This is a genomic window from Desulfobacterales bacterium, from assembly GCA_028704555.1.
Lineage (GTDB): Bacteria > Desulfobacterota > Desulfobacteria > Desulfobacterales > JAQWFD01 > JAQWFD01.
In genome coordinates this window covers 93113-118781 of sequence record JAQWFD010000001.1, presented here as the reverse complement: position 1 = coordinate 118781, position 25669 = coordinate 93113, and the positions used below count along the sequence as shown (strand labels likewise).

Genomic DNA, 25669 nt, shown 5'->3' with positions numbered 1-25669 from the left:
TTTTGACAGTACAGAAAGTTTCCTGCCGATGGTTTTTTTGAAGAATAATTTATGCAAAGTATATAACACCGGCAATGATCAGCCACAAGGCTGCTCCCCAGAATATGGAAGACAGAAGCATCAGATCGCATGCCCTTTTGATATGGGCGGTTCCGGTTTCTCCAAAATCCTCTCCGATGAACGGCTTGGTAACCAGTATTCCATGATAAAAATTGGGGCCACCGAGTTTAACGCCCAGTGCGCCGGCAAATGCCGCCTCCGAATATCCGGAATTGGGACTGGAATGGTTTGCGCCTTCTTTCCATGCAGTTTTAAACGAGACCGCGCCCTTGCGATTGATCAGCTGGGCGGCCAGTGCAATTAGCGGAACGGAAAGGCGTGCCGGGAGATAGTTCAGAATGTCGTCAATTCTGGCCGATACGGTTCCAAATTCCCGGTAGGTTTCATTTTTATAGCCGACCATGGAATCCAGGGTGTTGACCATCTTGTAGGCCATTGCCAGCGGCGCCCCGCCAATGGCGGCAAAAAAGAGGGGAGAGATGATCCCGTCGACAAGATTTTCAGCAACGGTTTCAACAGAAGCCCTTGCCACACCGTTTTCATCAAGCGATTTGACATCCCGGCCGACAATCAGAGATACTTTCTGCCTGGCATCGTCCAGCTTGTTCTGGCTGAGAGCGGCTGACACGACCATGGCTGCCTTTTCTAAAGATCGGATTGAAATGCAAAAATAGATCAGCACCATTTCGATCATTATTTTCAGTACCGGATGAATAAGATACGCAACCTTGAGGATGAGATACGTAGCCACCCAGGTGCAGAGAATCAGAAACAGGGCAAAAAGTCCTCCTGAGATGGTGGGCTTGATCGGAATTCCCCTGAAATCCGGCTCAACCGCACTGATCGCTCTTCCCATCCATCTGACCGGATGGGGCCATTCGGGAGGGTCCCCCAGAAGAAGATCAAGAACAAACACAGCCGGAAGTACATACAAAAAATGATAATAATCCATACCGCTTCTCCCTGGTTGGGTGTTAATTGTTATCTGTTATTGGTGAGCAGCTTTGTTTCCTTCTGTGTGCTGCTTGCTCTTTAGTAAGGCCATGAGCCTTTCCGCTGCCATGCGGTTAATTTCCGGTGTTTTCATGGAAATCCGGATGTAACGGTTTGTCAGACCCCTGAAATTGGAGCAGTTTCGGATCAGCAGTTTGTGGCGGGCCAGCGCCGTGCAGACATCTTCTGCGGTAAAACTGCCGGAAAGCCTTGCCAGCAGAAACGAGGTGACGCTTGGAAAAAAATGGATCCCGGATACGTTTTGAAACGTGTCCAGAAACATCTGCTTTTCGGCCTCGATCAGCTGCCGGGTGTTGCAGATAAACGCATCGATGGATCCGGTTTGTGCCATCAGATATCTGACGGCGTCCTGAGCCAGGCTGTTGGCGCTCCATGGGAGTGCATAGGGGGCTAACGTGCTGATGATCTCAGGCCGGGCAATCAAAAAACCGATTCTCAGTCCCGGCAGTCGGAATATTTTTGACATGGAGTTGAGAATGATCGCATTCGAAAAGGGTGAATGAATCATTGAGTGCATTTCAGGCTTTTTTACAAAGGGCAGGTAGGATTCATCAATGACAAAGCGCGTGTCCGGGTGTGACCGGCAAAGCTGTTCAAGGTCAGGTGCGGGGATCAGCGTGCCGGTTGGGTTGTTGGGATTGCAGATAAATACCAGATCAGCGTCCCCGATCGAAGATGAGATCGCGTCAGCATCGTGAATCAGGTCCCGACTATCGTCGGCAAGGATAAAGTCGCAGGGCACCTGATTCAGGTGGCAGGCATCGGCATAGTCCGCATAGGTCGGTCCGAGAATCAGCGCCTTTCGGGCAGAAAGCGCCCGGGGCAGTGTATAGATGAACTGGGTGGTACCATTTCCGGCAAGCACCCGGTCCGGATCGATTCCGTGACGGATCGCAAATGCGGCGACCGCACCTTCAGCGTCAACTTCGGGAAGGGCGGTGATGGTGTCCAGATGCGCTTTGAGACAGTCAATCAGCCCGGGCGGAGGGCCTATGGGGTTGACATTGCTGCTCATATCGATAATGTCTGACGGCTCGCAGCCCAGCGAGGCTGCCAGTGCGTAAATATTTCCGCCGTGGCCGTTAATCATGATATTCCTCCCGCTGAAATCAGTAGAAAAAGCAAGGATTCGGTGATTTCCGACATTGCCCCCAGCATGTCGCCGGTAATACAGTCCATACGGTTTTTGTAATAGAGAAGGGTCAGCCCCGTGATGGCTATGAACAGGAAATTGAGCCACAGTGCTTGCCAGCCCAGAAACAATGACAGGCATACGGGTATCAGCAAGGCCCAAAATGCGGAAAACGGCAGGGGGGTGTTGAAAAAATCGTGGCCGGTGCCTTCGGGCCTGCCGTAGGGCAGGAACCGGATGCCGAAAATCATGCTGGCCCTGGCATAGGACGGTATGATCAGGAGCAGAAGCCACCGGTGCTCCTGAATACTGTAAATGCCGGCCCATTTGGTCAGCAGCGCGCAGACAATGGCGACCAGCCCCATCACTCCGATGCGGCTGTCTTTCATGATCGCCAGTGCCTTTTCCCGGTTTCGATAATTATACAGCCCGTCTGCGGTATCTCCCAGACCATCCATGTGAAATGCACCGGTCAGCACAATCAGGAAAATGACATCGAGGAGCGAAGTGACCGGTGCGGGCCAGAAGGCAGATGCAATATGGTCAAAACCGGTAACGGCAATTCCAAGGATGATCCCTGCCACCGGGAAAAACGGAATCATGGCCCGGGGATTGAACGGCACCTGCTTGCCGATGGGCAGTATCGTGATAAACTGTATGGCGGAAATCAGTGAGTTCATAATAGTCAGTCTCTTGAGTCTTGAGTCGTGAGTCGTGAGTCATCTGCCTTCAGTCCTCAGTCCTCAGTCCTTCGTCCCCTATCCCTTTATCTTCACCGGAATTCCGGCAACGGTCCAGATGACCCTGTCGGCGCAGGCGGCCACTTTCTGGTTGGTAAAGCCTGCGGCATCCCGGAACAGTCGTGCCAGCGGGTTTTCAGGCACTATTCCGGCGCCGACTTCATTGGACACCAGAATGACCGGGCACCGGGCCTGATCCAGTGCTTTGGTGAGGCGGTCGATGCGGATCATGATCTCATCCAGGTCGCGGGTTTCCATCATCAGGTTGCTGATCCACAGGGTCAGGCAGTCGATTAGCAGAAGATTCCCCGGATGGCCATGGGTGCCGATGATCTCGGGCAGTCTGACCGGTTCCTCCACAGTAATCCAGCTGTTGCTTCTTTCCTGCTGATGGCGGGTGACACGCTGTTTCATTTCATCATCATGAGGGACGCATGTGGCCACATAGCAACGCTGATCTGCCGAAATCTGTTCGGCCAGTTCCAGTGCATGGCGGCTTTTGCCGCTGCGACATCCGCCGATTACAAAAATAATGTCTTTCACTGCGCTTCTCCGTTGTGATAGCCGTGAGTCAGTTCATTCATGATGCGCCGGGTGTCAATGTGCGTTTTAAAATGTGCGGCAAGAAGATCGTACTGGGTATCCCTGGCTGCAGGGCCATAAGCGGCCGATACCGGAACATCTGACAGACCGATTCGGGTCAGCCATTGCCGGGTAATATCCGGAGAATCAAACAGCCCGTGCATGTAGGTGCCCATGATGTTTTCATTCGGAGAAATACAGCCGTCTTCCATCAAGACGGAAGCTCCGTTCCGCTCCTTCACCTGAAACATGACGCGGCCGTCAAATCGCTGGGTTTGTCCCATGTGAATTTCATATCCGGTGCCCTCAAACCCGTCCCATGAAAATCGGGAGAGGGTAGTGGTCTTGGGTGCTTTCAGGATGGTTTCAATTGGAAGCAGCGCGAGCCCCCGGGTTGTCCCCGGAGAGCCTTCGAGTCCTTCGGGGTCAATTACGTTGCTGCCCATCATTTGATATCCGCCGCATATTCCCAGAATATGGCCCCCTTGTTCAGCATAAGCGTTCAGTTCACATGCCCATCCGGTTTGATGCAGCCACCGGAGATCATGACATGTATTTTTTGACCCGGGCAGGATGACTGCGTCAAACAGTGAAAGCTCCTGTACCTTCTCGATGAAATGAACGTGAAGAGCCGGGATGCTGAAAAGCGGATCAAAATCGGTGAAATTAGATATATGTGGGATGCGGACAATGGCGATTGCCGGCCGGATGATCGCTGCGCGGGATACTTTTTCAGGATTTTCAATAATAACCGAATCCTCGGCCTCGATCGTGATATGCCGGTACCAGGGCAAAACTCCCAGAACAGGCTTTTTCGATGTCTGTTCGATCCAGCGGGTGCCGTCTTCAAACAGGGTGAGATCACCCCGGAACCGGTTAATAATAAAGCCTTTTATCCGATCCCGGCAATGCTCCGGAAGGCACGCCAGGGTGCCGATGAGCTGGGCGAAAATTCCGCCCCGGTGGATGTCTCCCACCAGAATTACCGGCGCTTCGGCATATTCAGCCATTTTAAAATTTACGATGTCATGGGACATCAGGTTGACTTCGGCACACGAGCCGGCACCTTCCAGAATGACCATGTCATACTGGCGGCGAAGCCGATCCAGCGCATCGCAGGCAGCATTAATCAGATGCGTCTTGTATTGGTGATACTCTCTGGCGGTACGGTTGTTGAGGGCCTGGCCCATCAGGATCACCTGTGCGCCCACATCGCTGGTGGGCTTGAGCAGAATTGGATTCATGTCCACGTGAGGGGCAATCCGGGCCGCTTCGGCCTGGACGATCTGGGCCCGGCCCATCTCAAGTCCTTCAGGCGTTACCCCGGAATTATTGGACATGTTCTGGGCCTTGAACGGCGCAACGCGCATGCCATTGTTGACAAAAAGCCGGCACAAAGCGGTTACGACAATGCTTTTGCCCACATCGGAACCGGTTCCGAATACGGCGATGCAAGGCGCTTTGGCAGATGGATTATTTTTCGATTCCAACTCTGGCCTGGACCCCTTTCTGGTAATAGTGCTTGATCTCTTTCATTTCGGTTACCAGGTCTGCTTTTTCGATTACCTTTGGATCCGCGCCCCGCCCGGTGATGACAAGCTCCATATGTTCCGGCTTTGCGTCAATGATGTTCAGCAGCTCTTCGACGGGAAACAAACCGCACATGACCGCCACATTTCCTTCTTCCATGATCACCACATCATGCTCGTCGGCGGCAATGATCGATTTGATTTTTTCAAGGCCGGCAAGGGCGGATTTGATTTCTTTCGGTGAGGGTTTGCCTTTGATAAATTCGCCCAAGCCGAACTGCTCTATGGTGATAAGGTCCGAAAAACGTTGAAGCGCCTTGATTTCGCTGTAGTCGCCCATTTTGAGGAACTGAGCGATATAGACCTTGAGTCCGGCGCCGGCCGCCCGTATGGACAGTCCCAGAGATGCGGTTGTTTTCCCCTTGCCGTTACCCGTATAGATCTGCACATAACCTTTCATAATCTTTCCTCCTCAGGTCTGTAAGTTGCATTAAAGGTTGTTCAGGAGGTGTCAAATGGCAACACCGTCGGATTATGCCGGTTCAGTCTGCTGTGTCAGTTTTCGGATCAGATCACTTGGCCTGTAATTTTTCCCCAATTTAAGAAAAACCCGGCTGCCCGGTTGTGCAAACGGAACAGATAGCCCATCGTTATCGTATATATCAATGATTTTGTCAGTTTTTGCCGGACCGGAAGTCTCAAGAATTTCTATGGGGTCGCCGTTGAAAATCTTGTTTCTTACCTCAACGGGGGTCAGACCGTCACAGGTGGCCCCGGTTATTTTGCCGCAGAATATATATGGCGATGCTGACTGGCCAAGATCATAATTGGGCATTATCTGGTCCGGGTCTCCAAAATAAAATCCGGTGCAGTAGTGCCGGTTATTTATTTTTAAAAGTTCCTCTCGCCAGTAGGGCTGAACCTGATAGCGGGATGGACTGCGGTACCAGGCATCTATGGCTTCGCGGTAAACCTTTACGACCGATGCCAGATAATTGATTCCCTTCATGCGGCCTTCAATTTTGAACGAATGGATGCCGGCAGCTATCAGTTCGGGAATGTGGTCGATCATGCAAAGATCTTTTGAATTAAAGATATAACTGCCGCGGTCATCCTCTGTGATCGGCATATATTCGCCGGGACGCAGGGCCTCGACTACGGCGTAGTTCCAGCGGCATGGATGACAGCACAGACCGCGGTTGCTGTCACGTTTTGCCATGAAACTGCTCAGAAGACAACGGCCGGAATAGGAAATGCACATGGCGCCATGGACAAATGCCTCAACTTCCATGGCACTCCGGTCAGCGATTTCACGGATTTCTTTCAGGGTCAGTTCTCTGGCAACGTTGACCCGCGAGACTCCGAGCTGCTTCCAGAACAGCGCTGTCCGGTAATTGGTGGTATTGGCTTGGGTACTCAGGTGAACCGGGATGCCGGACATGATTTTAAAGGCTTCCATCAGGATGCCGGGGTCCGAAATGATGACCGCATCGGGGCTGATGTCTCTGAGTGCGTGAAGATAGTCAGTGATGGCGTCTTGTTCGTTATTTCTTGAGTAGACGTTACAGGCCACATAAACCCGGACGTCGTGGTCGTGAGCCAGGGAGACCGCCTGTCTGATTTCATCCCGGGAAAAATTGCCTGAATAGCTTCTCAGACTGAATTCTTTTCCGGAAAGGTAAATGGCATCTGCCCCATAATGAACGGCAATTTCAAGCTTTTCCAGATTTCCGGCCGGCGCCAGAAGCTCGACTTTTTTCGGTGTATGACTCATTAGCAATGTTGAGGGCACTGGCCCGCTGACTCCTCTATGTCCTTGGCTATCCAACAGATCGTATCTATTTAAACATTAAAAAATGCTCGAACAGGGCCTTTTTGCAAATTTAACAGGGATTGAACTTTTTTTCTAACAGATCAGGGGCAAAAATAAAATAGAAATTAAAAAAAGCTGAATCCGTAAAGCTGAAAAGGGTAGTCTGCCGCTTGCTTTTCACCGGGCCTTTGTCATTGATTTAAAAAAGAGAGGTGATTTTGCCCTCCGCCCTCTGATTGCTATTCCTTATTGCTTACGCTCGCTTCGTCAAATGTCATCATGTCACAAAGGACCCGGATCGCCGCTTCGATGATTGTCATGGAAAGGGCGCCACCGCTGCCTTCGCCCAGCCGCATGCCCAGATCCAGAATGGGATCAAGCCCCAGCCAGGCCAGCATTGCCTTGTGACCGGGTTCTTCCGAACAGTGCCCGGCGAACATATAGCCTGCGGAAGCCGGACAGAGGCAGTGGGCGATAAGGGCGCCGGCGGTTGAAATCAGGCCGTCTACTACCACAGGTTTTTGATGGAAGGCTGCTGCAAGGATGGTCCCGGCAATGGCCCCGATTTCAAAACCGCCGATTTTGGCCAGAATATCGAGTCCGTTTTCAGGGTCCGGCTGATTCAGCTCAATCCCGCGTAAAATAGCGTTCTTTTTTTTGATGATTCCCTTGTCATCGAGCCCGGTACCCGGTCCCACCATTTCATCCAGACGCTTTCCGGTAATGACGGATCCGATTGCGGCAGACGGGGTTGTGTTTCCGATTCCCATATCTCCGGTGCCGATAATGTCTGTCCCGTTTTTAAAAAGACGGGAGGCATGTGTAAAGCCGGTCATCAGAGACTGCCGCGCGTCATGGAGGTTCATGGCCGGGCCCTTGGCAAAATTCGAGGTTCCTTTTCTGATTTTTTCAATATGGAGCTTTTCTCCACCGGAAAGGGAATTCGGATCAAGTTCAGGGATGATGCCGACATCAACCACCTGGACCTGAACCCCGACATACGATGAAATGACGTTGATGCCTGCCCCGTCTTTCAGGAAGGTTTTTATCATTTCCCCTGTGACTTCCTGCGGATAGGCGCTGACGCCTTCATCAACGATTCCGTGGTCTGCCGCCATGATCAGGACGGCTTTGTTCCGGACCGACGGCTGAAGGGTCCGGGAGATTCCGCACATCCGTTCGGATATATCGTGAAGCCGTCCCAGTGCACGTGTGGGCATCACCAGTCGGGATGTTCGCGTCCTGGCTTTTTCAATCCATTGCCCGTCTACCGGTTTGATCCCGATAATGATGTCTTCCAATTCAATAATGGATCTGTCCATCGTATGTCCTCCTTTTTTTTGGAAATACAGACCTTAAATATAAAAAAATCCCCAAGCGTATATACGCTTGGGGATTTACCATTTCCACAAGTAGCGGTTGTCTATGGCAGGTCTTCTGGCTATCGGATCAATCTACTGACTGCGCCTTCCCGCAAGGTTGAGACCATGCAGTGGCCTGATGCAGCGTTCGTCCCCGATTACAGCGGCGGGACCGCTTCCGGTTTACACGGAATTCCCTTTTAAGCCCTTGATGGCACCATTTTAAAATTGTGGTGCCCCCGGCAGGAATCGGACCTGCGGCACATGGATTAGGAATCCATTGCTCTATCCACTGAGCTACGGGGGCGGATATTGTCAGCTTTTAATCAACAAAAACGGTCTGTCCCGGATAAATCTTACTGTTTGAAGTCAGATTGTTAATACGCAAAAAACGTTCCAGTGACATGTTATTGTATTGGCATATGCCAAAAGGGTTGTCACCGTTTTTAACACAATAAGTTTTAAGGTTGCCTTTATCGGCCGTTTTTTGATCAGCTGATCCGGGAATATTTAAAACCTGACCGATATAAAGCCGGGTTGTGTTCAATTTATTGAGGTGTTGAATTTTTTGTGTTGTAGTAGCATATCGTTTGGCAATAATCCAGAGAGAATCCCCTCTTTTCACCACATGAGTCGAAGGAATGGAAGATTTTATTGCCTTGTTCCGATCGGAAGGTGCGTTCAGCTCAGATACCATCGTGCCTTTGAAAGGAATTTTAAGTTTTTTCCCTGCAACAATATGGTTGCTTTTTTTAAGATGGTTGACACGCATGATTTTTCTGACACTGGTATGATATCGACCGGCAATTGAAGACAGCGTCTCGCCGTGTTTAACACGATGGTGCACAAACTCTTTTTCAGGGGGAGATGATATGGAAATATTGTCAATCTCGGAAAGTATGATTTCCGCTTTGCCTTTGGGGACTTTTAACGTGTAAGTTTCTTGTGGAAGAATTTTATATCGAAGTTCCGGATTTAGTTGAACGAGCAGTTTTTCGGGTTCTTGAATATGAGCTGCAATATCTTTCAAGCGCATCTGCTTTGCGACGGTTATGGTATCATATTCTAAGGGATCGTCCGACTCTATATCGCTGAATCCATACTTTTCGAGGTTTTTGATGATATGGAGGGTTGCAAGAAATCTTGGAACATATCTGGCCGTTTCCTGCGGCAGTTTTTCATAAAGATCCCAGAAATTATCCAGATAGTTGATATTTTGATTCCGTATCAATTTGAGTACCCGACCTTCGCCGCAGTTATAGGCGGCCAGCACCGTCGTCCAGTCCCCGAACATGTTATGCAGCTCTTTTAAATATGCAATTGCCGCATGGGTTGATTTGACCGGATCCAGCCGTTCATCAGTGAACATATCCCGCGTCAGTCCGAATTTGTAACCGGTTGAGGGGATAAACTGCCATAGTCCAAGTGCTCTGGCTTTGGACAGGGCGGTTACTTTAAATCCACTTTCAATCAGTGGCAGCCATGACAATTCTTCCGGTAATCCGGCTTCTTTGAGCGCTGCGAGAACCGAGGGGCGGAATTGACCGGCACGTTTATAGGACTGAATGAAAAAGTTTTTCTCCTGATGGGTAAAACAATCGATTTCATTTTGTATGTGTTTATTTAAAACCAGTGGGATGGCATTGTGATTTCCGGTTACGACGATATTTCGTGACGCATAGATTTCAAGAATGCGTTTTGAAATCATGAAACGAAGATCTTCTTTTTGTTGAAACAGCTTTGGATCATCATTTGTATCGGCGTCTAAAATTAAGGAATAGGCTTGATCCAGTGACTCTATCGCATTGTCAAAATCACCTTTTTGCCAGTAATGTTGTGATTCTTTGCAGTAGTCCAGTGACTCATCCAATTTGGGCTGAATGAATTTTTCGAAGGGGTTTTCCTCGGTTGCATAGCCGTCTGAGTCCTTTTCCTGATCATTGAATGAGGGCTGAGTACCTGCAGATACTGTCTGGTCTGATGAATCTGAATCGGCAGGGATGCGTTGAGCCTTATCTGGTGCTGCTGCGTTTGTCGCAAGGCAGAATGCCGTGGTCGAATCAATTGAAACTGTCTCGTCTGAAATTGTCTCGTCGATCTGATTTTTTGGCTGTGCCTGGGCATTGCCATTTACCGTCGGTCGGTGGGATTGTTTTGCGCATGCGCTGCAAAGATATATCAGAATAAAGGCTGTAGCTATGAATATCATGAATTTTTTATGCAAAACGGTTCCTTACCTGTAGTGGGTTGGTGAGATCTCATTTAGTTAAAACCATATTTTGTCTGTGACACTAAACAGATGTCTTGAATCTTGTCAAGACCTTATCATTAGTTTATTTTTATCCATAAATTGACTTTTTCCCCAACTTCTGTGTCAATTCTTAAAATGGTTTGCACGGTGTACCTGAGCAACAATTCGTGCAATACCTCGATTTATTGGTCATTTTACAGTCGGGCACAGACTTGAAAATTTAATTTTTGGATACGAAACGGCCGTCAATGACCATCACTTGAAAATAAAATTCACGGGCAACAGGCAAATGTTTATGCTTATCAGTGGTACTGATAAATTATCAGAGATAAGCCTTAGAAAATATGACGATTAGAAATTATTGAATAATATATTATATAACCGGGTATGTCGCGGTTGCAGCCGCGTTCGGGTGGCTAAGCATACAATTAAATAAGCATATAAAAACATATAGCATAAAATTAAATCTTTTGTCGATAAGATCGATCGAGTGTCCGTCGATGAGCCGACAGTGTATACAAAACAATGAAAAAAGTTGGGCCTGATCATAACTGCGGCCACCCTGTCGTACGCCGGCAACGGGCGGGACTCCGAGCCTGCGCACGGCAAAATATGACCGGCAGTTATGATCAAGCCCCAAAAGCTGGATGAAGGTTCTAAAAGGGGTCAACGTGTATTTAAATGGATCGACATGGTCTGCAGATTGAAAAAAAACTTGTTTGCGGATGAAAAAATAGAATATATTAAGGTTGAACTTTTAAAAAAAATCGTGTATAAGCCGCAGGTCGTTAAATAAAACGAATGAATGCAGATGATTCATTTTAGAACAAATAAATTCATAACCGTGTTTTTTTGAGTCAGACTGAAAATTTATCTTGAAACTTTCAGAAAACCTTGATAGTAGTAAATATTTTGAGACGACGGTTATTTCACATTTATTATGGAGCGCCAGCGTAGCTCAGCTGGTAGAGCTACTGATTTGTAATCAGTGGGTCGGGGGTTCGAGTCCCTCCGCTGGCTCCATGGTTTAAAAATATATGGTGGGGTTCCCGAGCGGCCAAAGGGAACAGACTGTAAATCTGTCGGCAAAGCCTTCGGAGGTTCGAATCCTCCCCCCACCACCACTATCCTCATCGCAAGTTGAATGCAGGAGATTTCTTTTTTTGGGAGGGAATCGGTAATACTGCATAGCTTCCCACGAGTATTATGCTGCTTTCTTTATGCTTTGAGGAGCATTCGCGCGAACTGATATAACTTGGCGAGTTAACGCCGTTTTGAAAAGCGGGAGTAGCTCAGTTGGTAGAGCTTCAGCCTTCCAAGCTGAATGTCGCGAGTTCGAGCCTCGTCTCCCGCTCCAGAATAAAAGCGATGAATGTCTTCAAAAAATGCGCTTACATTAAAGTAAGTGGACGCTCCATTAAAGCCCACGTAGCTCAGTCGGTAGAGCGCTTCCTTGGTAAGGAAGAGGTTCACCGGTTCAATCCCGGTCGTGGGCTCCAGTTTAATCTTTGTTTTCTGGATTGTCTTTCCTGCGGAGCGATGACCAGGGAAGACACTGATTTTTAAAAAGACAATAATAGCTTGTATAATAATGACAGGGGAGGAATTGAATATGGCGAAGGCAAAGTATGAGCGGAAAAAGCCTCATGTGAATGTGGGTACCATCGGTCATATCGATCATGGGAAGACGACCTTGACGGCAGCAATTACAAAGCATATGGGCTTGAAGGGGATGGCGGATTTTATTTCGTTTGATCAGATTGATAAGGCGCCTGAAGAAAGAGCCCGGGGCATAACGATTGCGACCGCGCATGTTGAATATGAAACTGAAAAACGGCACTATGCGCACGTCGACTGTCCGGGCCATGCTGACTATATCAAGAATATGATCACCGGAGCCGCTCAGATGGACGGAGCCATACTGGTGGTTGGCGCTGATGACGGACCGATGCCGCAGACCCGGGAGCATATATTGCTGGCTCGCCAGGTCGGTGTTCCCCGGATCGTTGTGTTTTTGAACAAATGCGATATGGTCGATGATGAAGAGTTGATTGAGCTGGTTGAGCTTGAGATGCGAGAGCTTCTGGACAAGTATGATTTTCCGGGAGATGATACTCCGATTATTCGCGGCAGCGCATTGAAGGCACTGGAGAGCGATGATGCCGACAGCGATGCGGCCAAATGCATATTCCAGTTGATGGATGCAATCGACAACTATATTCCTGCGCCGGAACGCGATGTTGACAAACCTTTTTTGATGCCGATTGAAGATGTGTTCAGCATATCCGGACGAGGGACAGTGGTCACCGGCCGTGTTGATCGGGGGATTATCAAGGTCGGAGAAGATGTGGAGATCGTTGGAATCAGGCCGACTGTCAAGACGGTATGTACCGGAGTGGAGATGTTCCGCAAACTTCTGGATGAGGGACAGGCCGGAGACAACATTGGTGTCCTGCTTCGGGGGACCAAGAGAGAAGAGGTTGAGCGCGGGCAGGTAGTAGCCAAGCCCGGATCGATTACACCTCACACGAGGTTCAAGGCAGAGACATATATTTTGAGTAAAGAAGAGGGCGGACGCCACACGCCGTTTTTCAATGGATACCGTCCGCAGTTTTATTTCCGTACAACGGATGTAACCGGAGTGATCACGTTGCCGGATGGGGTTGAGATGGTAATGCCTGGTGATAATGTATCGATTTTGGCTGAGCTCATTACTCCGATTGCAATGGAAAAAGAACTTCGGTTTGCAATCAGAGAAGGTGGCCGGACCGTCGGTGCTGGTGTTGTAAGTGAAATCCTTGAATGATAATTAGGGAGTTTTCAGGTGAGAATTATTGTGACGCTTGCATGTACGGAATGCAAAAGACGAAATTATACGACGACAAAAAATAAACGGACAACACCGGACAAGTTGGAGTTTAACAAGTATTGCCGTTTCTGCAGAAAACATACTCCGCATAAAGAGACAAAATAGTTGATGCTGAGTCAGACCACCCATTTGTGATGGGGTTATGCAGGCCAGTAGCTCTAACGGCAGAGCGTCGGACTCCAAATCCGAGGGTTGGGGGTTCAAATCCCTCCTGGCCTGCCAATTTTTTTGTATAAAGCTCAGAGGTAACAGTTGAGGGATATTAGTTGGTATCCGGTATACGTCATCTTTGAGCTTTTCAGCATTTTAGGAGAGCAATGGGACGGTTACAGCGAAAAAAAAATCCTGATAAAGTAAAGAAAAAAACAACTGACGCCGGTGCCGAACTTCCAGAACAGAACGAAAACGAAAGTCCGATAATTCAGTCAGGGTCGGTTCCCGCTCCTGTTAAAATTAAAAAAAAGAGCACAGTTCCAAAAAAAATATCAAGCGGAGCAAAATCTTCCCAACAGGAAAAGAACTTTTTCGATAAAACGGTTCAGTTTTTAAGGGAAGTAAAGATAGAGCTTAAAAAAGTCACATGGCCAAGTCGAAAGCAGACGATCGGTTCCACAGTGGTTGTACTTATCTTTGTTATTATCGTATCGGCTTTTCTGGGTCTTGTTGATATAAGCTTGACGAATCTTATCCGTCTGATTTTAAGATAGAAATAGGGAGAACTGAAAGTGCCTCTTAAGTGGTATATAGTTCATGTATATTCAGGCTATGAAGGTAAGGTGAAAGCCGCGCTGGAAGAGCGAATAGCTTTATCAAAAAAACCTGAAAAATTCGGTGAGGTGATTGTTCCAACCGAGCAGATAGTTGAGCTGGTAAAGGGCAGAAGAAAAACCTCGTCTCGAAAATTTTATCCGGGATATATTCTGGTACGAATGGATCTGGATGATGAAACATGGCATATCGTCAGCGATACAGCAAAAGTGACAGGCTTTTTGGGCGGAAAGAATAAGCCTGCCCCTATTTCCGATTCAGAAGCAGAACATATATTAAAGCGGATGGAGGCTGGGAAACTCAAACCCAAACCGAAATTCTTTTTTGAGACGGGCGATGAGATTCGTGTTATTGACGGCCCCTTTACAAATTTTAATGGAACCGTTGAAGAGGTCAATCAGGAAAAAGGCAAAATTAAGGTGTTGGTAAGTATATTCGGCCGATCAACACCGGTTGAATTAGATTTTGTACAGGTGACAAAGTTATAATTTCGGGAGAATATTCATATGGCAAAAAAAGTAATTGTACAAATAAAATTGCAGGTTGAGGCCGGTAAAGCCAATCCGTCGCCTCCAATTGGACCTGCCCTGGGCCAGCATGGCGTCAATATAATGGATTTTTGCAAGGCATTTAATGCCAAGACAGCAAATGAGGCAGGGATGATTATTCCTGTCGTGATTACGGTTTATCAGGACCGCACCTTTACATTTGTTACCAAAACGCCACCTGCCGCTGTTCTTTTGAAAAAAACGGCCAAAATTGCTAAGGGTGCTTCGGATCCAAAACGTGATAAAGTTGGTAAAGTAACCCGGCAGCAGGTTGAAGAAATTGCCAGACTGAAATTGGTTGATTTGAACGCCAATGACATAGAAGCCGCCTGCAGAATCGTTGCGGGAACCGCAAGAAGTATGGGGATCGAGGTCGTTTAAAGAAAAAAAGGAGTGAGTAAAGCAAATGCCTAAGCGGGGTAAAAAATATTTAGAGGCTACAAAAAATATAAACGCCCAGGAAAAGCTTAATTTATCTGAGGGTGTGAAAAAAGCGATTGATGCTTCTTATGCAAAATTTGATGAGACTGTCGATGTAGCTGTGCGGTTGGGTGTAGACCCCCGTCATGCTGATCAGATGGTACGGGGAACCGTTGTATTGCCTAACGGTCTCGGAAAAGAAGTGCGGGTGCTTGTTTTTGCAAAGGGTGAGAAGGAAAAAGAAGCGCTTGATGCAAATGCTGATTTTGTTGGAAATGACGACTTGGTCGATAAGATAAAAGACGGATGGTTTGATTTTGACAAAGCCGTTGCTACACCTGATATGATGGGTACCGTAGGCAAAATCGGACGTCTCCTGGGGCCTAGAGGCCTGATGCCGAATGCCAAAACAGGGACAGTTACCTTCGATATCGCCAAAGTCGTTCAGGAACTGAAGGCTGGAAAAATTGATTTCAGAGCGGAAAAAGCCGGCATTGTCCATGTGCCCATGGGAAAAGTGTCATTCGGAGTTGAAAAAATTTTACAGAATATGACCGCCTTTTTAGAAGTCATTGTGAAGTTGAAGCCGGCTTCAAGCAAGGGGACCTATTTTAAAAGTATTGCTGTCTCCACAACCATGGGGCCCGGCGTAAAAATTGATCCGGCATACGTGAAGGATTTTCTAAAATAAAGATGGGCTGTCCATTAATTCTCTATTGAATAACTTCTGGTTATCAAATCAAAAAAAAAACTGATTTCTAATCAATTTTAGCCATTGTCTAATACATATTCCTGTCAAAGACCTTAGGTGCACGATTGCGTGTTTAATTGGCGTTGCCTGCCTAAAGAGACAGCGGTTCTGGTATGTTGATGCCTCCGGGTCTTTACAGAAAAAAAGGAAGGAGGTGTATATATGTTTCTATCCGAAAAGCAACAAATTGTTACGGATCTGCATGAAAAATTTAAAAGATCCAAGGTAGTAATCCTGACAGATTATAAGGGCCTTGATGTATCCGCGATTACTAAAATGCGCCGTCAACTCAGAGAATCTGGCATTGATTATAAGGTCGTAAAAAATACGCTTATGGTCAGAGCTGCTGAAAACACTGATGTCGCTGTTATATCAGATAATTTCAAGGGGCCAAGTGGAATTGCTCTCAGCTATGATGATCCTGTCGCACCTGCTAAAATATTAATGTCTTTCGCAAAAGAGAATGCAAAGCTGGAAGTTAAGGTGGGTGTTATGAACGGCAAGGTACTTGATGCCGTTGCGATTAAATCATTATCTTTATTGCCGTCAAGAGAAGTTTTGCTGGGTCAGTTACTATCAACCATGAATGCTGTGCCCGCCGGATTCGTAAGAACCCTCAATGCTATTCCTCAAAAATTGTTAAATGTACTTCAGGCAATCAAGGATCAAAAAGAAGCGGCCTGATAAACTTGTTTATAAAAAATCAACATCGTATTGCGAATGCGCAATTCAACATCGCGAAGGACTTCGTTGGAGGATAAATAAAATGGCAGATATAACTAAAGAAGATTTGATTGAATTTATTGCAAATATGTCAGTACTCGACTTGTCTGAACTCGTTAAGGAGTTAGAAAATAAATTTGGTGTGTCAGCAGCCGCTCCTGTTGCTATGATGGCAGCTGCTCCGGCAGAGGCAGCAGCCGCAGAAGAGAAAACTGAATTCGATGTTGTTCTGACAGCAGCGGGTGATAAAAAAATTCAGGTCATTAAGGAAGTCAGAGCGATTACGGGCCTTGGATTGAAAGATGCTAAAGATCTGGTTGATGGTGCACCCAAAGCGGTTAAGGAAGCTGTAACCAAAGAAGAAGCCGAAAAATTCAAGGCACAGCTCGAAGCTGCCGGTGCTCAGGTCGAATTGAAATAGTTTGTTTTACCAAAATGATGTGAAATACGATCTGAAATAAATGGAAAACAGCAAATATCTATTGATATTTTGTGACGAGAAAACAGATTGAAGGGCTATGCCCTTCAATCTGTTTTCTCGGATATAGTAAAATATAATGTAAATTGGAGATGCCATGTCGATAAGGCCGTTGGCAAATAAGCGTATAAGAAAAAACTTCGGCAAAATTGAAAAGATAGTTGCAATTCCCAACCTGATCGGAGTACAGCGCGAATCGTACAGGCGATTCCTTCAGATTGATGTTCCACCCGCGAAGCGGGAAGATATAGGTCTGCAGACCGTTTTTAAATCTGTATTTCCCATTAAGGATTTTACAGGAAGTGCTTCTCTGGAATTCGTGTCCTATCGATTCGGTGAAGTTAAACATAGTGTTGAAGAATGTGTAAGTCGTGGAATGACCTATGAATTGCCAGTACGGATTACTGTCAGACTGGTTGTGTACGATGTAGATAAAGAGGCCGGAACCTCCAATATTCGTGATATTAAAGAGCAGGAAATATATTTTGGAACGATTCCTTTGATGACGCGAAGAGGAACTTTTATTATCAATGGTACTGAAAGGGCAGTGGTTAGCCAGCTTCATCGTTCTTCGGGTGTTTTTTTTGATCATGATAAAGGAAAAACCCATTCAAGCGGAAAAATAATTTATACGTCAAGGATTATACCGGTACGCGGCTCGTGGATAGATATGGAAATAGATCCAAAGGGGATCGTATATATCCGGATAGACAGACGCCGGAAATTTCCTGTGACGTTGCTGTTTAAAGCTTTCGGATATTCGACTGAAGATATCCTTTCTTATTTCTATAAAACCGAAAAAATTATTATTCAGGGCAGTACTTATTACAGACAGCTGGATGAAAACCTTTTAAAGGGCCGACGTTCCTCGTTGGATATTTGTGACCCTCAAACGGGTGAGGTGATTTTAAAAAAAGGTCGGATGTTTACCCAGCGGTCAATTCGTCAGATGAGGGAACTGGATATTCGCCTCATACCCATCGATGAGATCGATTTGTTCAACTGCATTTTTGCCTACAGGATCGTTGATTCAGAAACCGGCTCTCCAATAGTCAATGCAAATGATATCGTCAGTGATGAAGTAATCGGAAAATTGAAAAAAAACGGTATCAATGAGTTTGAGATTATTTTCATTGATGACGTATCCAGCAGCGATTCAATACATAAAACCTTGATGCTGGATAAGGTTGCTACGAAGGAAGAGGCCCTTCTGGATATCTATAGACGACTCAGGCCCGGTAATCCTGCAACTCCTGAGGTCGCGCAGGAATTTCTGGATCACCTGTTCTTTAAAACGGCGTATTATGATTTATCCGGTGTCGGGCGTTTGAAGATCAACCTTCGACTCGGTATCGAGACGCCGGTTAATGTCACCACCTTAAGAAAAGAAGATATATTGCTGACGGCCAAAACACTGGTCGTACTGAAAGATACTCAGGGCCCTGTTGACGATATCGACCATCTGGGTAACCGGCGTGTGAGGGCGGTTGGCGAGCTGCTTGAAAATCATTATCGAATTGGCCTGGTACGGATGGAACGTGCGATCAAAGAACGGATGAGTTTGCAGGAAGTTGATGCGTTAATGCCGCATGATCTGGTTAATCCCAAACCTGTTTCTGCTGTTGTTAAAGAATTTTTTGGAACCAGCCAGCTTAGCCAGTTCATGGATCAGACCAATCCGCTTTCAGAGACAACACATAAAAGGCGGCTCAGTGCGCTCGGACCCGGCGGGCTTACCCGCGAACGGGCGGGTTTTGAGGTTCGGGACGTTCATCCATCCCACTATGGAAGGATTTGTCCTATTGAAACCCCTGAAGGACCTAACATCGGTCTTATTGTATCTTTGAGTACATATGCCCGCGTAAATGATTTCGGATTTATAGAAACACCATACCGGGTGGTAAAAGATGCGGTTCTGACCAATGAGGTGAAATTTCTCAGCGCGTTTGAAGAAAAGCAGCATCCTATCGCACAGGCAAATGCACCGGTTGATGCTGCAGGCCATTATACAAACGAAATGGTTACGTCTCGTGTGGCAGGGGAGTTTATGATGGTTGAACGGGAAAATATCGAATTGATGGATATTTCTCCGAATCAGCTGGTGAGCGTGTCTGCATCATTGATTCCGTTTCTTGAAAATGATGATGCGAACCGGGCATTGATGGGATCGAACATGCAGCGGCAGGCGGTTCCGTTAATTATGAGTGAAGCCCCGTTAGTTGGTACCGGTATAGAGTCCATTGTGGCAAAGGACTCCGGTGTTACGATTGTCGCTGACGTTGACGGAACGATCGTTGATGTGGATGCCTCTCGAATTGTGTTGAAGCACGATTCGACTGAGGAATTATCCGGGCGAAATGTTACGATTTATAATCTGTCAAAATTTAAACGATCCAATCAGAATACATGTTTCAATCAGCGGCCTATCGTTCAAAAAGGCCAACTTGTCAAAGCCGGTGAGATCATCGCAGACGGTCCGGCAACAGAAAAAGGGGAACTTGCGCTGGGTAAAAATGTTACAGTTGCATTTATGCCATGGGGGGGGTATAATTATGAAGATTCCATTCTTGTCAGCGAACGACTTGTCCGAGATGGTGTTTATACATCAGTTCATATCGAAGAATTTGAAGTCGTATCCCGGGATACAAAATTAGGTAAGGAAGAGATTACCCGCGATATTCCAAACGTCGGCGATGAGGCATTGAAAAACTTAGATGACAGCGGGATTATCCGCTTAGGCGCCGAAGTTCGGCCAGGCGATGTTCTTGTCGGAAAAATAACTCCCAAAGGCGAAACGCAGCTTTCTCCGGAAGAAAAACTTTTAAGGGCAATTTTTGGCGAAAAGGCAGGAGATGTCAAAGATTCGTCCCTTCGGGTTCCCCCCGGGGTTGAGGGAATCGTCATTGATGCTAAAGTGTTTTCGCGCAGAGGAATTGAGAAGGACGATCGAACCAGAAATATAGAAGATGAAGAGATCGCCATATTTGAGAAGAATCGGGATGATGAGATAACTATTCTCGAAGAGATGGTAAGAACTCGTCTGAAATCACTTCTTCTCGGTCAGGTAAGCAACATCGCCTTGAAAAAGGGCAAAACAACTCTGATTACCAAAGGGCAGGAGCTTACCGCCGAAGCCATCGATGCAGTTCCGCTGGTTCAATTTGAAGCTGTTGTGTTGAAAGATTCTCAAATAAATGAAAAATTGTACGAGATTCTTGATTTTTTTAAAGAGCAGCGGGATCGATGCCGCATTGAGTTTGAACATCAGGTCAGTCGTTATGAAAAAGGAGATGATCTTCCTCCCGGCGTTATAAAAATGGTCAAAGTATATGTCGCCATGAAAAGAAAACTTTCTGTGGGTGATAAGATGGCCGGTCGACACGGAAATAAAGGGGTTGTTTCCAGGATTCTGCCTGTCGAAGATCTGCCGTATTTCGGAGATGGTAAACCGGTTGACATGGTTCTCAATCCGCTTGGAGTCCCGTCCCGAATGAATGTCGGCCAGGTGCTTGAAATCCATTTGGGAAGAGCGGCAAAAGTACTTGGTGATCAGATCACCACCCTTCTTGAAGAACACAATACGACCCTGCTTCGCGAAAAGCTTAATAAAATATTTTCCGATACGGATTTGTCCCTTGGAAATATGGATGATGAACAACTTAGCAGATTTGCCGGCAATTATAAAAACGGCGTTGTTATGGCTACTCCGGTTTTTGATGGAGCCAAAGAATCTGAAATTAAGGCCCTTTTAAAAGAAGCAGGGCTAGATACCTCAGGACAAACCACATTGTATGACGGGCGAACGGGTGAGCCTTTTAAGGGAAAGATTACGGTTGGTACGATGTATATGCTAAAACTGCATCATCTGGTTGACGATAAAATTCATGCCAGATCAATTGGACCGTATTCTCTCGTAACCCAGCAGCCTCTTGGAGGGAAAGCACAATTCGGCGGCCAGCGACTTGGAGAAATGGAAGTCTGGGCTATGGAAGCTTATGGGGCTGCTCATGCGCTTCAGGAATTTTTGACGGTAAAATCCGATGATATGGTCGGAAGAACCCGTATGTATGAAAAAATTGTAAAAGGCCAAAATGTGCTCGAACCCGGTATGCCTGAGTCATTTAGAGTTTTGACAAAAGAATTGCAGAGCCTAGGATTGGATTTAACCCTCATTGAAGGTGATAAATAATTAAGGAGAAGAACTTGGAAACATTATACGATTTCTTCGCCAAACCTATTGACCCAAAACTTTATAAGGCTGTTAAGATTGCTTTGGCATCATCTGAGAAGATTCTGGAATGGTCTCATGGGGAGATAAAAAAACCGGAGACGATTAACTACAGAACCTTCAAGCCGGAGCGTGATGGGCTGTTTTGCGCCAAGATTTTCGGACCAACGAAGGATTACGAATGTAATTGCGGAAAATATAAACGGATGAAACACCGTGGAGTAATCTGCGAAAAATGCGGTGTTGAAGTCATACAGTCAAAGGTTCGAAGGGAACGGATGGGGCATATCGAACTTGCCACTCCCGCTGCTCATATATGGTTTTTGAAAAGTCTGCCAAGTAAAATTGGCAACCTGCTCGATATGACGCTCAAGAGCATGGAGAAAATTCTTTATTTCGACTGCTATGTCGTTTTGGATCCAAAAGATACGCCCCTGGCGAAATTCCAGCTTTTGTCCGATGAAAAATATCACGAGGCGCTGGAACTCTATGGGCCGAAATTCGAGGTTGGCATCGGAGCAGAAGCTGTCAAAAGCATGCTCGAAAATCTGGACCTGAAAGAGATTTATAAAGAACTCAGGGAAGATATCAATACAACGTCATCTGAGACCAAACGTAAAAAACTTGCAAAACGATTGAAAATTGTTGATGCATTGTGCCGGTCCGGAGTCAATCCCGTATGGATGATCATGGATGTCATTCCCGTATTGCCCCCGGATTTACGTCCGTTGGTTCCGCTTGAAGGCGGCCGGTTTGCCACCTCTGATCTCAATGATCTTTATCGCCGGGTTATTAATCGGAATAACAGACTTAAACGATTGATGGATTTAAAAGCACCCGATATCATCGTTCGAAATGAAAAACGGATGCTTCAGGAATCGGTTGATGTGCTGTTTGATAATGGCAGGCATGGAAGAGTTATTACCGGGACCAACAAACGTCCCCTGAAATCTCTGAGTGATACATTGAAAGGAAAGCAGGGGCGATTTCGCCAGAACTTGCTGGGTAAACGAGTTGATTATTCCGGACGAACGGTTATTACGGTCGGGCCAAATCTCAGGCTGCATCAATGCGGGCTTCCGAAAAAGATGGCACTCGAATTGTTCAAGCCTTTTTTATATTACCGGCTGGAGCAAAAAGGGCTTGTATCAACCGTAAAAAGTGCAAAAAAGCTTGTAGAGCGTGAAACACCGGAAGTGTGGGATACTCTGGATGAAGTGGTTAGAGAATACCCTGTCCTTCTCAACCGGGCTCCCACGCTTCATCGCCTGGGTATTCAGGCGTTTGAACCGACGCTGATTGAAGGAAAAGCCATTCAGCTTCATCCACTGGTGTGTACGGCTTTTAATGCCGACTTTGATGGTGACCAGATGGCGGTTCATATCCCATTGTCTGTTGAGTCTCAGATCGAAGCCCGCGTCCTGATGCTGTCAAGCAACAACATTCTGTCCCCAGCGAATGGGTCTCCTATTATAGTGCCGACACAGGATATCGTGCTGGGGATATATTACATGACCCGAGAGGTTGAAGGCCTAACTGGTGAAGGAAAAATATTTTCCAATGTAGGAGAGGTCAGATCCGCATATGATGCAGAAGCTGTTGATTTACATGCCAAAATTATAGTCCGAATATACGGTGAAAGGGTTCAAACCACAGTTGGCCGTATTATTTTATGGGAAATTATTCCTAAAGATACGGTTATAGAAATGCGCCATGTTCAGACAGGAACCCGTAAAGAGGCCGAGGCGCTGCTTGATGAGCTGGAATCCGGTATCGCTTTTAAAGATCTTGTGGATAAATATTCTATCAGCCCGGATAAAGAATTTGGCGGTAAACTCGGTTTGTTGAGAAAAGATGAGTTCCAGAGAATTTTCGATTTTTCAGGGGAGGAGACGGACAGCGTTTTTTCTCTGAAAAAGAATCAGGTCAGCGGTATCCTTGTTGCTGATGAAGGGTATCATTTGTTTGAGGTGGTCAACAAACGTCCGGAAATTCCGTTTCACATTATTAATAACTTAATGGATAAAAAAGCATTACGCGATCTTGTGGACTATGCTTACCGGAATTTAGGGGCCAAGGCAACGGTCATACTGGCGGATCGGTTAAAAGATATCGGATATAAGTATTCCACTATCGGTGGGTTGTCTATATCCATTGACGCGATGATTATTCCGGAGGCCAAGACTGAAATACTGGCGACCGCCGAAAAGCAGGTAACCGAGATCAACCGGCAGTATACCGAGGGTCTGATTACCCAGGGAGAAAAATATAACAAAGTTGTCGATATCTGGGCAAAAGCAACAGATGATGTGGCAAATGAAATGATGGAGGCCATGAAGATGACTCCGGCTTCCGAAGGCGATGATAAAACAGCGGCATCCGGATCGCCGCTTAAAGGTAATCTGAATTCCATCTATATGATGGCGGATTCCGGAGCCAGGGGGAGCAAAGATCAGATGCGGCAGCTGGCCGGAATGAGGGGGTTGATGGCCAAACCTTCCGGTGAAATCATCGAAACGCCGATTACGGCGAATTTCCGGGAAGGTCTTTCCGTTTTGCAGTATTTCATTTCCACGCACGGTGCCAGAAAGGGTCTGGCGGATACCGCTTTAAAAACAGCCAACTCAGGTTATCTGACGCGACGGCTTGCCGATGTGGCTCAGGATTGTATCGTAATGGAAAAAGATTGCGGAACCATGCTCGGTGTTGAGGTTGAGCCTCTGATGGAGGGTGGAGAAATTATTCAGCGGATAGGAGAAAGAATTCTCGGTCGAGTGTCCGTTGAAGATATACTCGATCCATTTACCGATGAAATTCTTGTCAGAGCCGGTCAGGAAATTGATGAGAACCTTGCCGAAAAAATTGAAGAACTCGGAATCTCAACCGTTAAGATACGTTCTGTACTGACATGTAAATCGAAATATGGCGTATGTACTAAATGTTACGGACGTGATTTGTCTCACGGGGCTCGGGTGGAAATCGGTCAGGCCGTGGGCATATTGGCCGCTCAATCGATTGGTGAGCCGGGTACGCAGTTGACCATGCGGACATTTCATATCGGAGGAACCGCCAGTCGGAGAGTTGAGCAGGCTGATATTAAAGCCCGTGTTGACGGAATCATAAAATATATAGATCTTAATACCGTCAAAAATGCGGAAAATCAGATTGTGGTCATGAATCGTCGTGGAGGGGAGTTCGCCGTTGTTGGCGAGGCGGGCAGGGAACGTGAACGGTTTCCAGTCATTTACGGAGCCCGGCTGAATGTCGCCGATGGTCAGAAAGTTTCGTCAGGAGACCTTCTGGCGACGTGGGATCCCTTTACGACGCCTATTGTTACCGAGGTCGGTGGAATAGTTAAATTTGGAGATATTTCCCTTGGTAAAACAATTCAGGAGAAAGTGGATCCGGTTACCGGAAAGTCAAGTCGAACGGTAATCGAGTCGAAAAGTACGGATGTGAGGCCGAGAATCTCCATTAAGGGCGCTGATGGTAAAACGCTTAAACTTCCAACTTCATCGGGGATGGCACGTTATATCCTTCCGACGGACGCTATTTTGATGGTGGAAGATGGAAGTGATGTTAAGGCGGGAGATGTCATTGCAAAGATTCCTAGGGCAACTACTAAAACAAAGGATATTACGGGTGGTTTGCCACGTGTCGCTGAACTGTTCGAGATCAGAAAACCGAAAGAGGCAACCGTTTTAAGTGAGATTGACGGGTATGTCTCTATTATGAAGAGTACTAAAAAAGGTAAGCAAAAGGTTACGATTACCCCTGCAGAGGTCGGAGAAAAGAAAGAATATCTTATACCTCGCGGCAAACATATTAATGTTTATGAAGGGGACTATGTCCGGGCGGGTGATCCATTGATTGGGGGGGCCGCCAATCCGCAGGACATCCTCAATATAAAAGGAGAGGTGTCTCTGGCCAAGTACCTGGTTGATGAAGTTCAGGAAGTCTATCGGCTTCAGGGCGTCCGCATCAACGATAAACATATTGAGGTTATTGTTCGTCAGATGATGAGGAGAGTAAAGGTTCGTGATGCGGGTGATACGGATTTTATAGTTGATGAGCAGGTAGATAAAACCACATTCGAAGAAGTTAACAGCGAGGTTATAGCAAAAGGTGGTAAACCGGCTTCCGCAGAGCCTCTGATCCTCGGTATAACCAAAGCATCGCTGAGTACAGACAGCTTTATTTCTGCAGCTTCGTTTCAGGAGACAACCAAGGTTTTAACAGATGCTAGTATCGAAGGGGCTTTAGATACCTTGAGGGGCTTAAAGGAAAATGTGATTATGGGCAGGCTTATTCCGGCTGGAACAGGGATGGCCCAGTACAATGATGTGTCGATTCAGATGCCTTAGGCATCTCTGGCGACAGAGCCGGCTGATTTTGCCTTCGG

At 46.7% G+C, this 25669-nt stretch carries 19 protein-coding genes and 6 tRNA genes; 15 read left to right on the top strand and 10 right to left on the bottom strand.

All coding sequences use genetic code 11. The annotated features are described in order from the left end of the window. Positions 1-49: 49 nt before the first annotated feature. The 10 genes from cbiB to PHQ97_00560 form a co-directional block, all read right to left on the bottom strand. A complete protein-coding gene (cbiB, locus tag PHQ97_00605; GenBank protein MDD4391235.1) occupies positions 50-1012 on the bottom strand; it encodes an adenosylcobinamide-phosphate synthase CbiB in 963 nt (320 codons plus the stop codon). Positions 1013-1048: 36 nt separating this feature from the next. Next, a complete protein-coding gene (locus tag PHQ97_00600) occupies positions 1049-2164 on the bottom strand; it encodes a pyridoxal phosphate-dependent class II aminotransferase (protein MDD4391234.1) in 1116 nt (371 codons plus the stop codon). Further along, on the bottom strand, positions 2161-2886 hold the full coding sequence (gene cobS / locus PHQ97_00595; protein ID MDD4391233.1) for an adenosylcobinamide-GDP ribazoletransferase: 726 nt from the start codon (positions 2884-2886) through the stop codon (positions 2161-2163). Before cobS ends, PHQ97_00600 begins: the two co-directional genes overlap by 4 nt. Before the next feature lie 78 nt (positions 2887-2964). Beyond that, entirely contained in the window at positions 2965-3489 is a 525-nt protein-coding gene (gene cobU, locus PHQ97_00590) for a bifunctional adenosylcobinamide kinase/adenosylcobinamide-phosphate guanylyltransferase (GenBank protein MDD4391232.1), read from the bottom strand. Continuing rightward, complete coding sequence (locus PHQ97_00585; GenBank protein MDD4391231.1) at positions 3486-5018, bottom strand: cobyric acid synthase; 1533 nt, start codon at positions 5016-5018, stop codon at positions 3486-3488. The genes cobU and PHQ97_00585 overlap by 4 nt, the downstream gene beginning before the upstream one ends. Then, entirely contained in the window at positions 5002-5517 is a 516-nt protein-coding gene (locus tag PHQ97_00580; protein MDD4391230.1) for a cob(I)yrinic acid a,c-diamide adenosyltransferase, read from the bottom strand. The genes PHQ97_00585 and PHQ97_00580 overlap by 17 nt, the downstream gene beginning before the upstream one ends. 72 nt (positions 5518-5589) lie before the next feature. Further along, the gene (locus tag PHQ97_00575; GenBank protein ID MDD4391229.1) at positions 5590-6831 is read right to left on the bottom strand and encodes a U32 family peptidase; all 1242 of its coding nucleotides are present in this window, start codon (positions 6829-6831) and stop codon (positions 5590-5592) included. Between the two features lie 278 nt (positions 6832-7109). Next, on the bottom strand, positions 7110-8192 hold the full coding sequence (gene cobT / locus PHQ97_00570) for a nicotinate-nucleotide--dimethylbenzimidazole phosphoribosyltransferase (protein MDD4391228.1): 1083 nt from the start codon (positions 8190-8192) through the stop codon (positions 7110-7112). A gap of 270 nt (positions 8193-8462) precedes the next feature. Next, positions 8463-8538: transfer RNA gene (locus tag PHQ97_00565), tRNA-Arg, on the bottom strand. 15 nt (positions 8539-8553) lie between these two features. Next, positions 8554-10440, bottom strand: coding sequence for a LysM peptidoglycan-binding domain-containing protein (locus tag PHQ97_00560; GenBank protein MDD4391227.1), 1887 nt, complete (start codon positions 10438-10440; stop codon positions 8554-8556). A gap of 989 nt (positions 10441-11429) precedes the next feature. On the opposite strand from PHQ97_00560, the gene PHQ97_00555 reads away from it, so the two are divergent. From PHQ97_00555 to rpoC, 15 genes are all read left to right on the top strand, one after another. Beyond that, positions 11430-11505 (top strand) — tRNA-Thr (locus tag PHQ97_00555). A 16-nt stretch (positions 11506-11521) separates the two neighbouring features. Continuing rightward, positions 11522-11606: transfer RNA gene (locus tag PHQ97_00550), tRNA-Tyr, on the top strand. Between the two features lie 157 nt (positions 11607-11763). After that, positions 11764-11839 (top strand) — tRNA-Gly (locus tag PHQ97_00545). Between the two features lie 65 nt (positions 11840-11904). Continuing rightward, positions 11905-11981 (top strand) — tRNA-Thr (locus PHQ97_00540). 113 nt (positions 11982-12094) lie between these two features. After that, the gene (gene tuf, locus PHQ97_00535; GenBank protein ID MDD4391226.1) at positions 12095-13288 is read left to right on the top strand and encodes an elongation factor Tu; all 1194 of its coding nucleotides are present in this window, start codon (positions 12095-12097) and stop codon (positions 13286-13288) included. A gap of 18 nt (positions 13289-13306) precedes the next feature. Then, positions 13307-13456 carry a 50S ribosomal protein L33 gene (rpmG, locus tag PHQ97_00530; protein ID MDD4391225.1) on the top strand — a complete coding sequence of 50 codons (150 nt, stop codon included), beginning with the start codon at positions 13307-13309 and terminating at the stop codon, positions 13454-13456. Positions 13457-13497: 41 nt separating this feature from the next. After that, a tRNA-Trp gene (locus PHQ97_00525) sits at positions 13498-13573 on the top strand. A gap of 95 nt (positions 13574-13668) precedes the next feature. Further along, a complete protein-coding gene (gene secE / locus PHQ97_00520; protein MDD4391224.1) occupies positions 13669-14058 on the top strand; it encodes a preprotein translocase subunit SecE in 390 nt (129 codons plus the stop codon). An 18-nt stretch (positions 14059-14076) separates the two neighbouring features. Continuing rightward, positions 14077-14607 carry a transcription termination/antitermination protein NusG gene (gene nusG / locus PHQ97_00515; GenBank protein MDD4391223.1) on the top strand — a complete coding sequence of 177 codons (531 nt, stop codon included), beginning with the start codon at positions 14077-14079 and terminating at the stop codon, positions 14605-14607. An 18-nt stretch (positions 14608-14625) separates the two neighbouring features. Beyond that, a complete protein-coding gene (gene rplK / locus PHQ97_00510; GenBank protein ID MDD4391222.1) occupies positions 14626-15048 on the top strand; it encodes a 50S ribosomal protein L11 in 423 nt (140 codons plus the stop codon). A 25-nt stretch (positions 15049-15073) separates the two neighbouring features. After that, the gene (gene rplA / locus PHQ97_00505) at positions 15074-15778 is read left to right on the top strand and encodes a 50S ribosomal protein L1 (protein MDD4391221.1); all 705 of its coding nucleotides are present in this window, start codon (positions 15074-15076) and stop codon (positions 15776-15778) included. A 222-nt stretch (positions 15779-16000) separates the two neighbouring features. Next, positions 16001-16522 carry a 50S ribosomal protein L10 gene (gene rplJ / locus PHQ97_00500; GenBank protein MDD4391220.1) on the top strand — a complete coding sequence of 174 codons (522 nt, stop codon included), beginning with the start codon at positions 16001-16003 and terminating at the stop codon, positions 16520-16522. Positions 16523-16604: 82 nt separating this feature from the next. Beyond that, positions 16605-16982: a 50S ribosomal protein L7/L12 gene (rplL, locus tag PHQ97_00495; GenBank protein MDD4391219.1), complete on the top strand. Its 378-nt coding sequence runs from the start codon at positions 16605-16607 to the stop codon at positions 16980-16982. A gap of 154 nt (positions 16983-17136) precedes the next feature. Continuing rightward, positions 17137-21228, top strand: coding sequence for a DNA-directed RNA polymerase subunit beta (gene rpoB / locus PHQ97_00490; GenBank protein ID MDD4391218.1), 4092 nt, complete (start codon positions 17137-17139; stop codon positions 21226-21228). Positions 21229-21242: 14 nt separating this feature from the next. Next, complete coding sequence (gene rpoC, locus PHQ97_00485; protein MDD4391217.1) at positions 21243-25631, top strand: DNA-directed RNA polymerase subunit beta'; 4389 nt, start codon at positions 21243-21245, stop codon at positions 25629-25631. Positions 25632-25669: the final 38 nt, after the last annotated feature.

What these genes read in the sequence shown, in the direction of transcription:
- rplK (MDD4391222.1), top strand. Translation starts at nt 14,626, where the DNA reads ATGGCAAAAAAAGTAATTGTACAAATAAAATTGCAGGTTGAGGCCGGT.
- rplJ (MDD4391220.1), top strand. Translation starts at nt 16,001, where the DNA reads ATGTTTCTATCCGAAAAGCAACAAATTGTTACGGATCTGCATGAAAAA.
- PHQ97_00560 (MDD4391227.1), bottom strand. Translation starts at nt 10,440, where the DNA reads ATGATATTCATAGCTACAGCCTTTATTCTGATATATCTTTGCAGCGCA.
- secE (MDD4391224.1), top strand. Translation starts at nt 13,669, where the DNA reads ATGGGACGGTTACAGCGAAAAAAAAATCCTGATAAAGTAAAGAAAAAA.
- rplA (MDD4391221.1), top strand. Translation starts at nt 15,074, where the DNA reads ATGCCTAAGCGGGGTAAAAAATATTTAGAGGCTACAAAAAATATAAAC.
- tuf (MDD4391226.1), top strand. Translation starts at nt 12,095, where the DNA reads ATGGCGAAGGCAAAGTATGAGCGGAAAAAGCCTCATGTGAATGTGGGT.
- PHQ97_00575 (MDD4391229.1), bottom strand. Translation starts at nt 6,831, where the DNA reads ATGAGTCATACACCGAAAAAAGTCGAGCTTCTGGCGCCGGCCGGAAAT.
- PHQ97_00580 (MDD4391230.1), bottom strand. Translation starts at nt 5,517, where the DNA reads ATGAAAGGTTATGTGCAGATCTATACGGGTAACGGCAAGGGGAAAACA.
- rplL (MDD4391219.1), top strand. Translation starts at nt 16,605, where the DNA reads ATGGCAGATATAACTAAAGAAGATTTGATTGAATTTATTGCAAATATG.
- cbiB (MDD4391235.1), bottom strand. Translation starts at nt 1,012, where the DNA reads ATGGATTATTATCATTTTTTGTATGTACTTCCGGCTGTGTTTGTTCTT.
- cobT (MDD4391228.1), bottom strand. Translation starts at nt 8,192, where the DNA reads ATGGACAGATCCATTATTGAATTGGAAGACATCATTATCGGGATCAAA.
- PHQ97_00600 (MDD4391234.1), bottom strand. Translation starts at nt 2,164, where the DNA reads ATGATTAACGGCCACGGCGGAAATATTTACGCACTGGCAGCCTCGCTG.
- rpoB (MDD4391218.1), top strand. Translation starts at nt 17,137, where the DNA reads ATGTCGATAAGGCCGTTGGCAAATAAGCGTATAAGAAAAAACTTCGGC.
- cobS (MDD4391233.1), bottom strand. Translation starts at nt 2,886, where the DNA reads ATGAACTCACTGATTTCCGCCATACAGTTTATCACGATACTGCCCATC.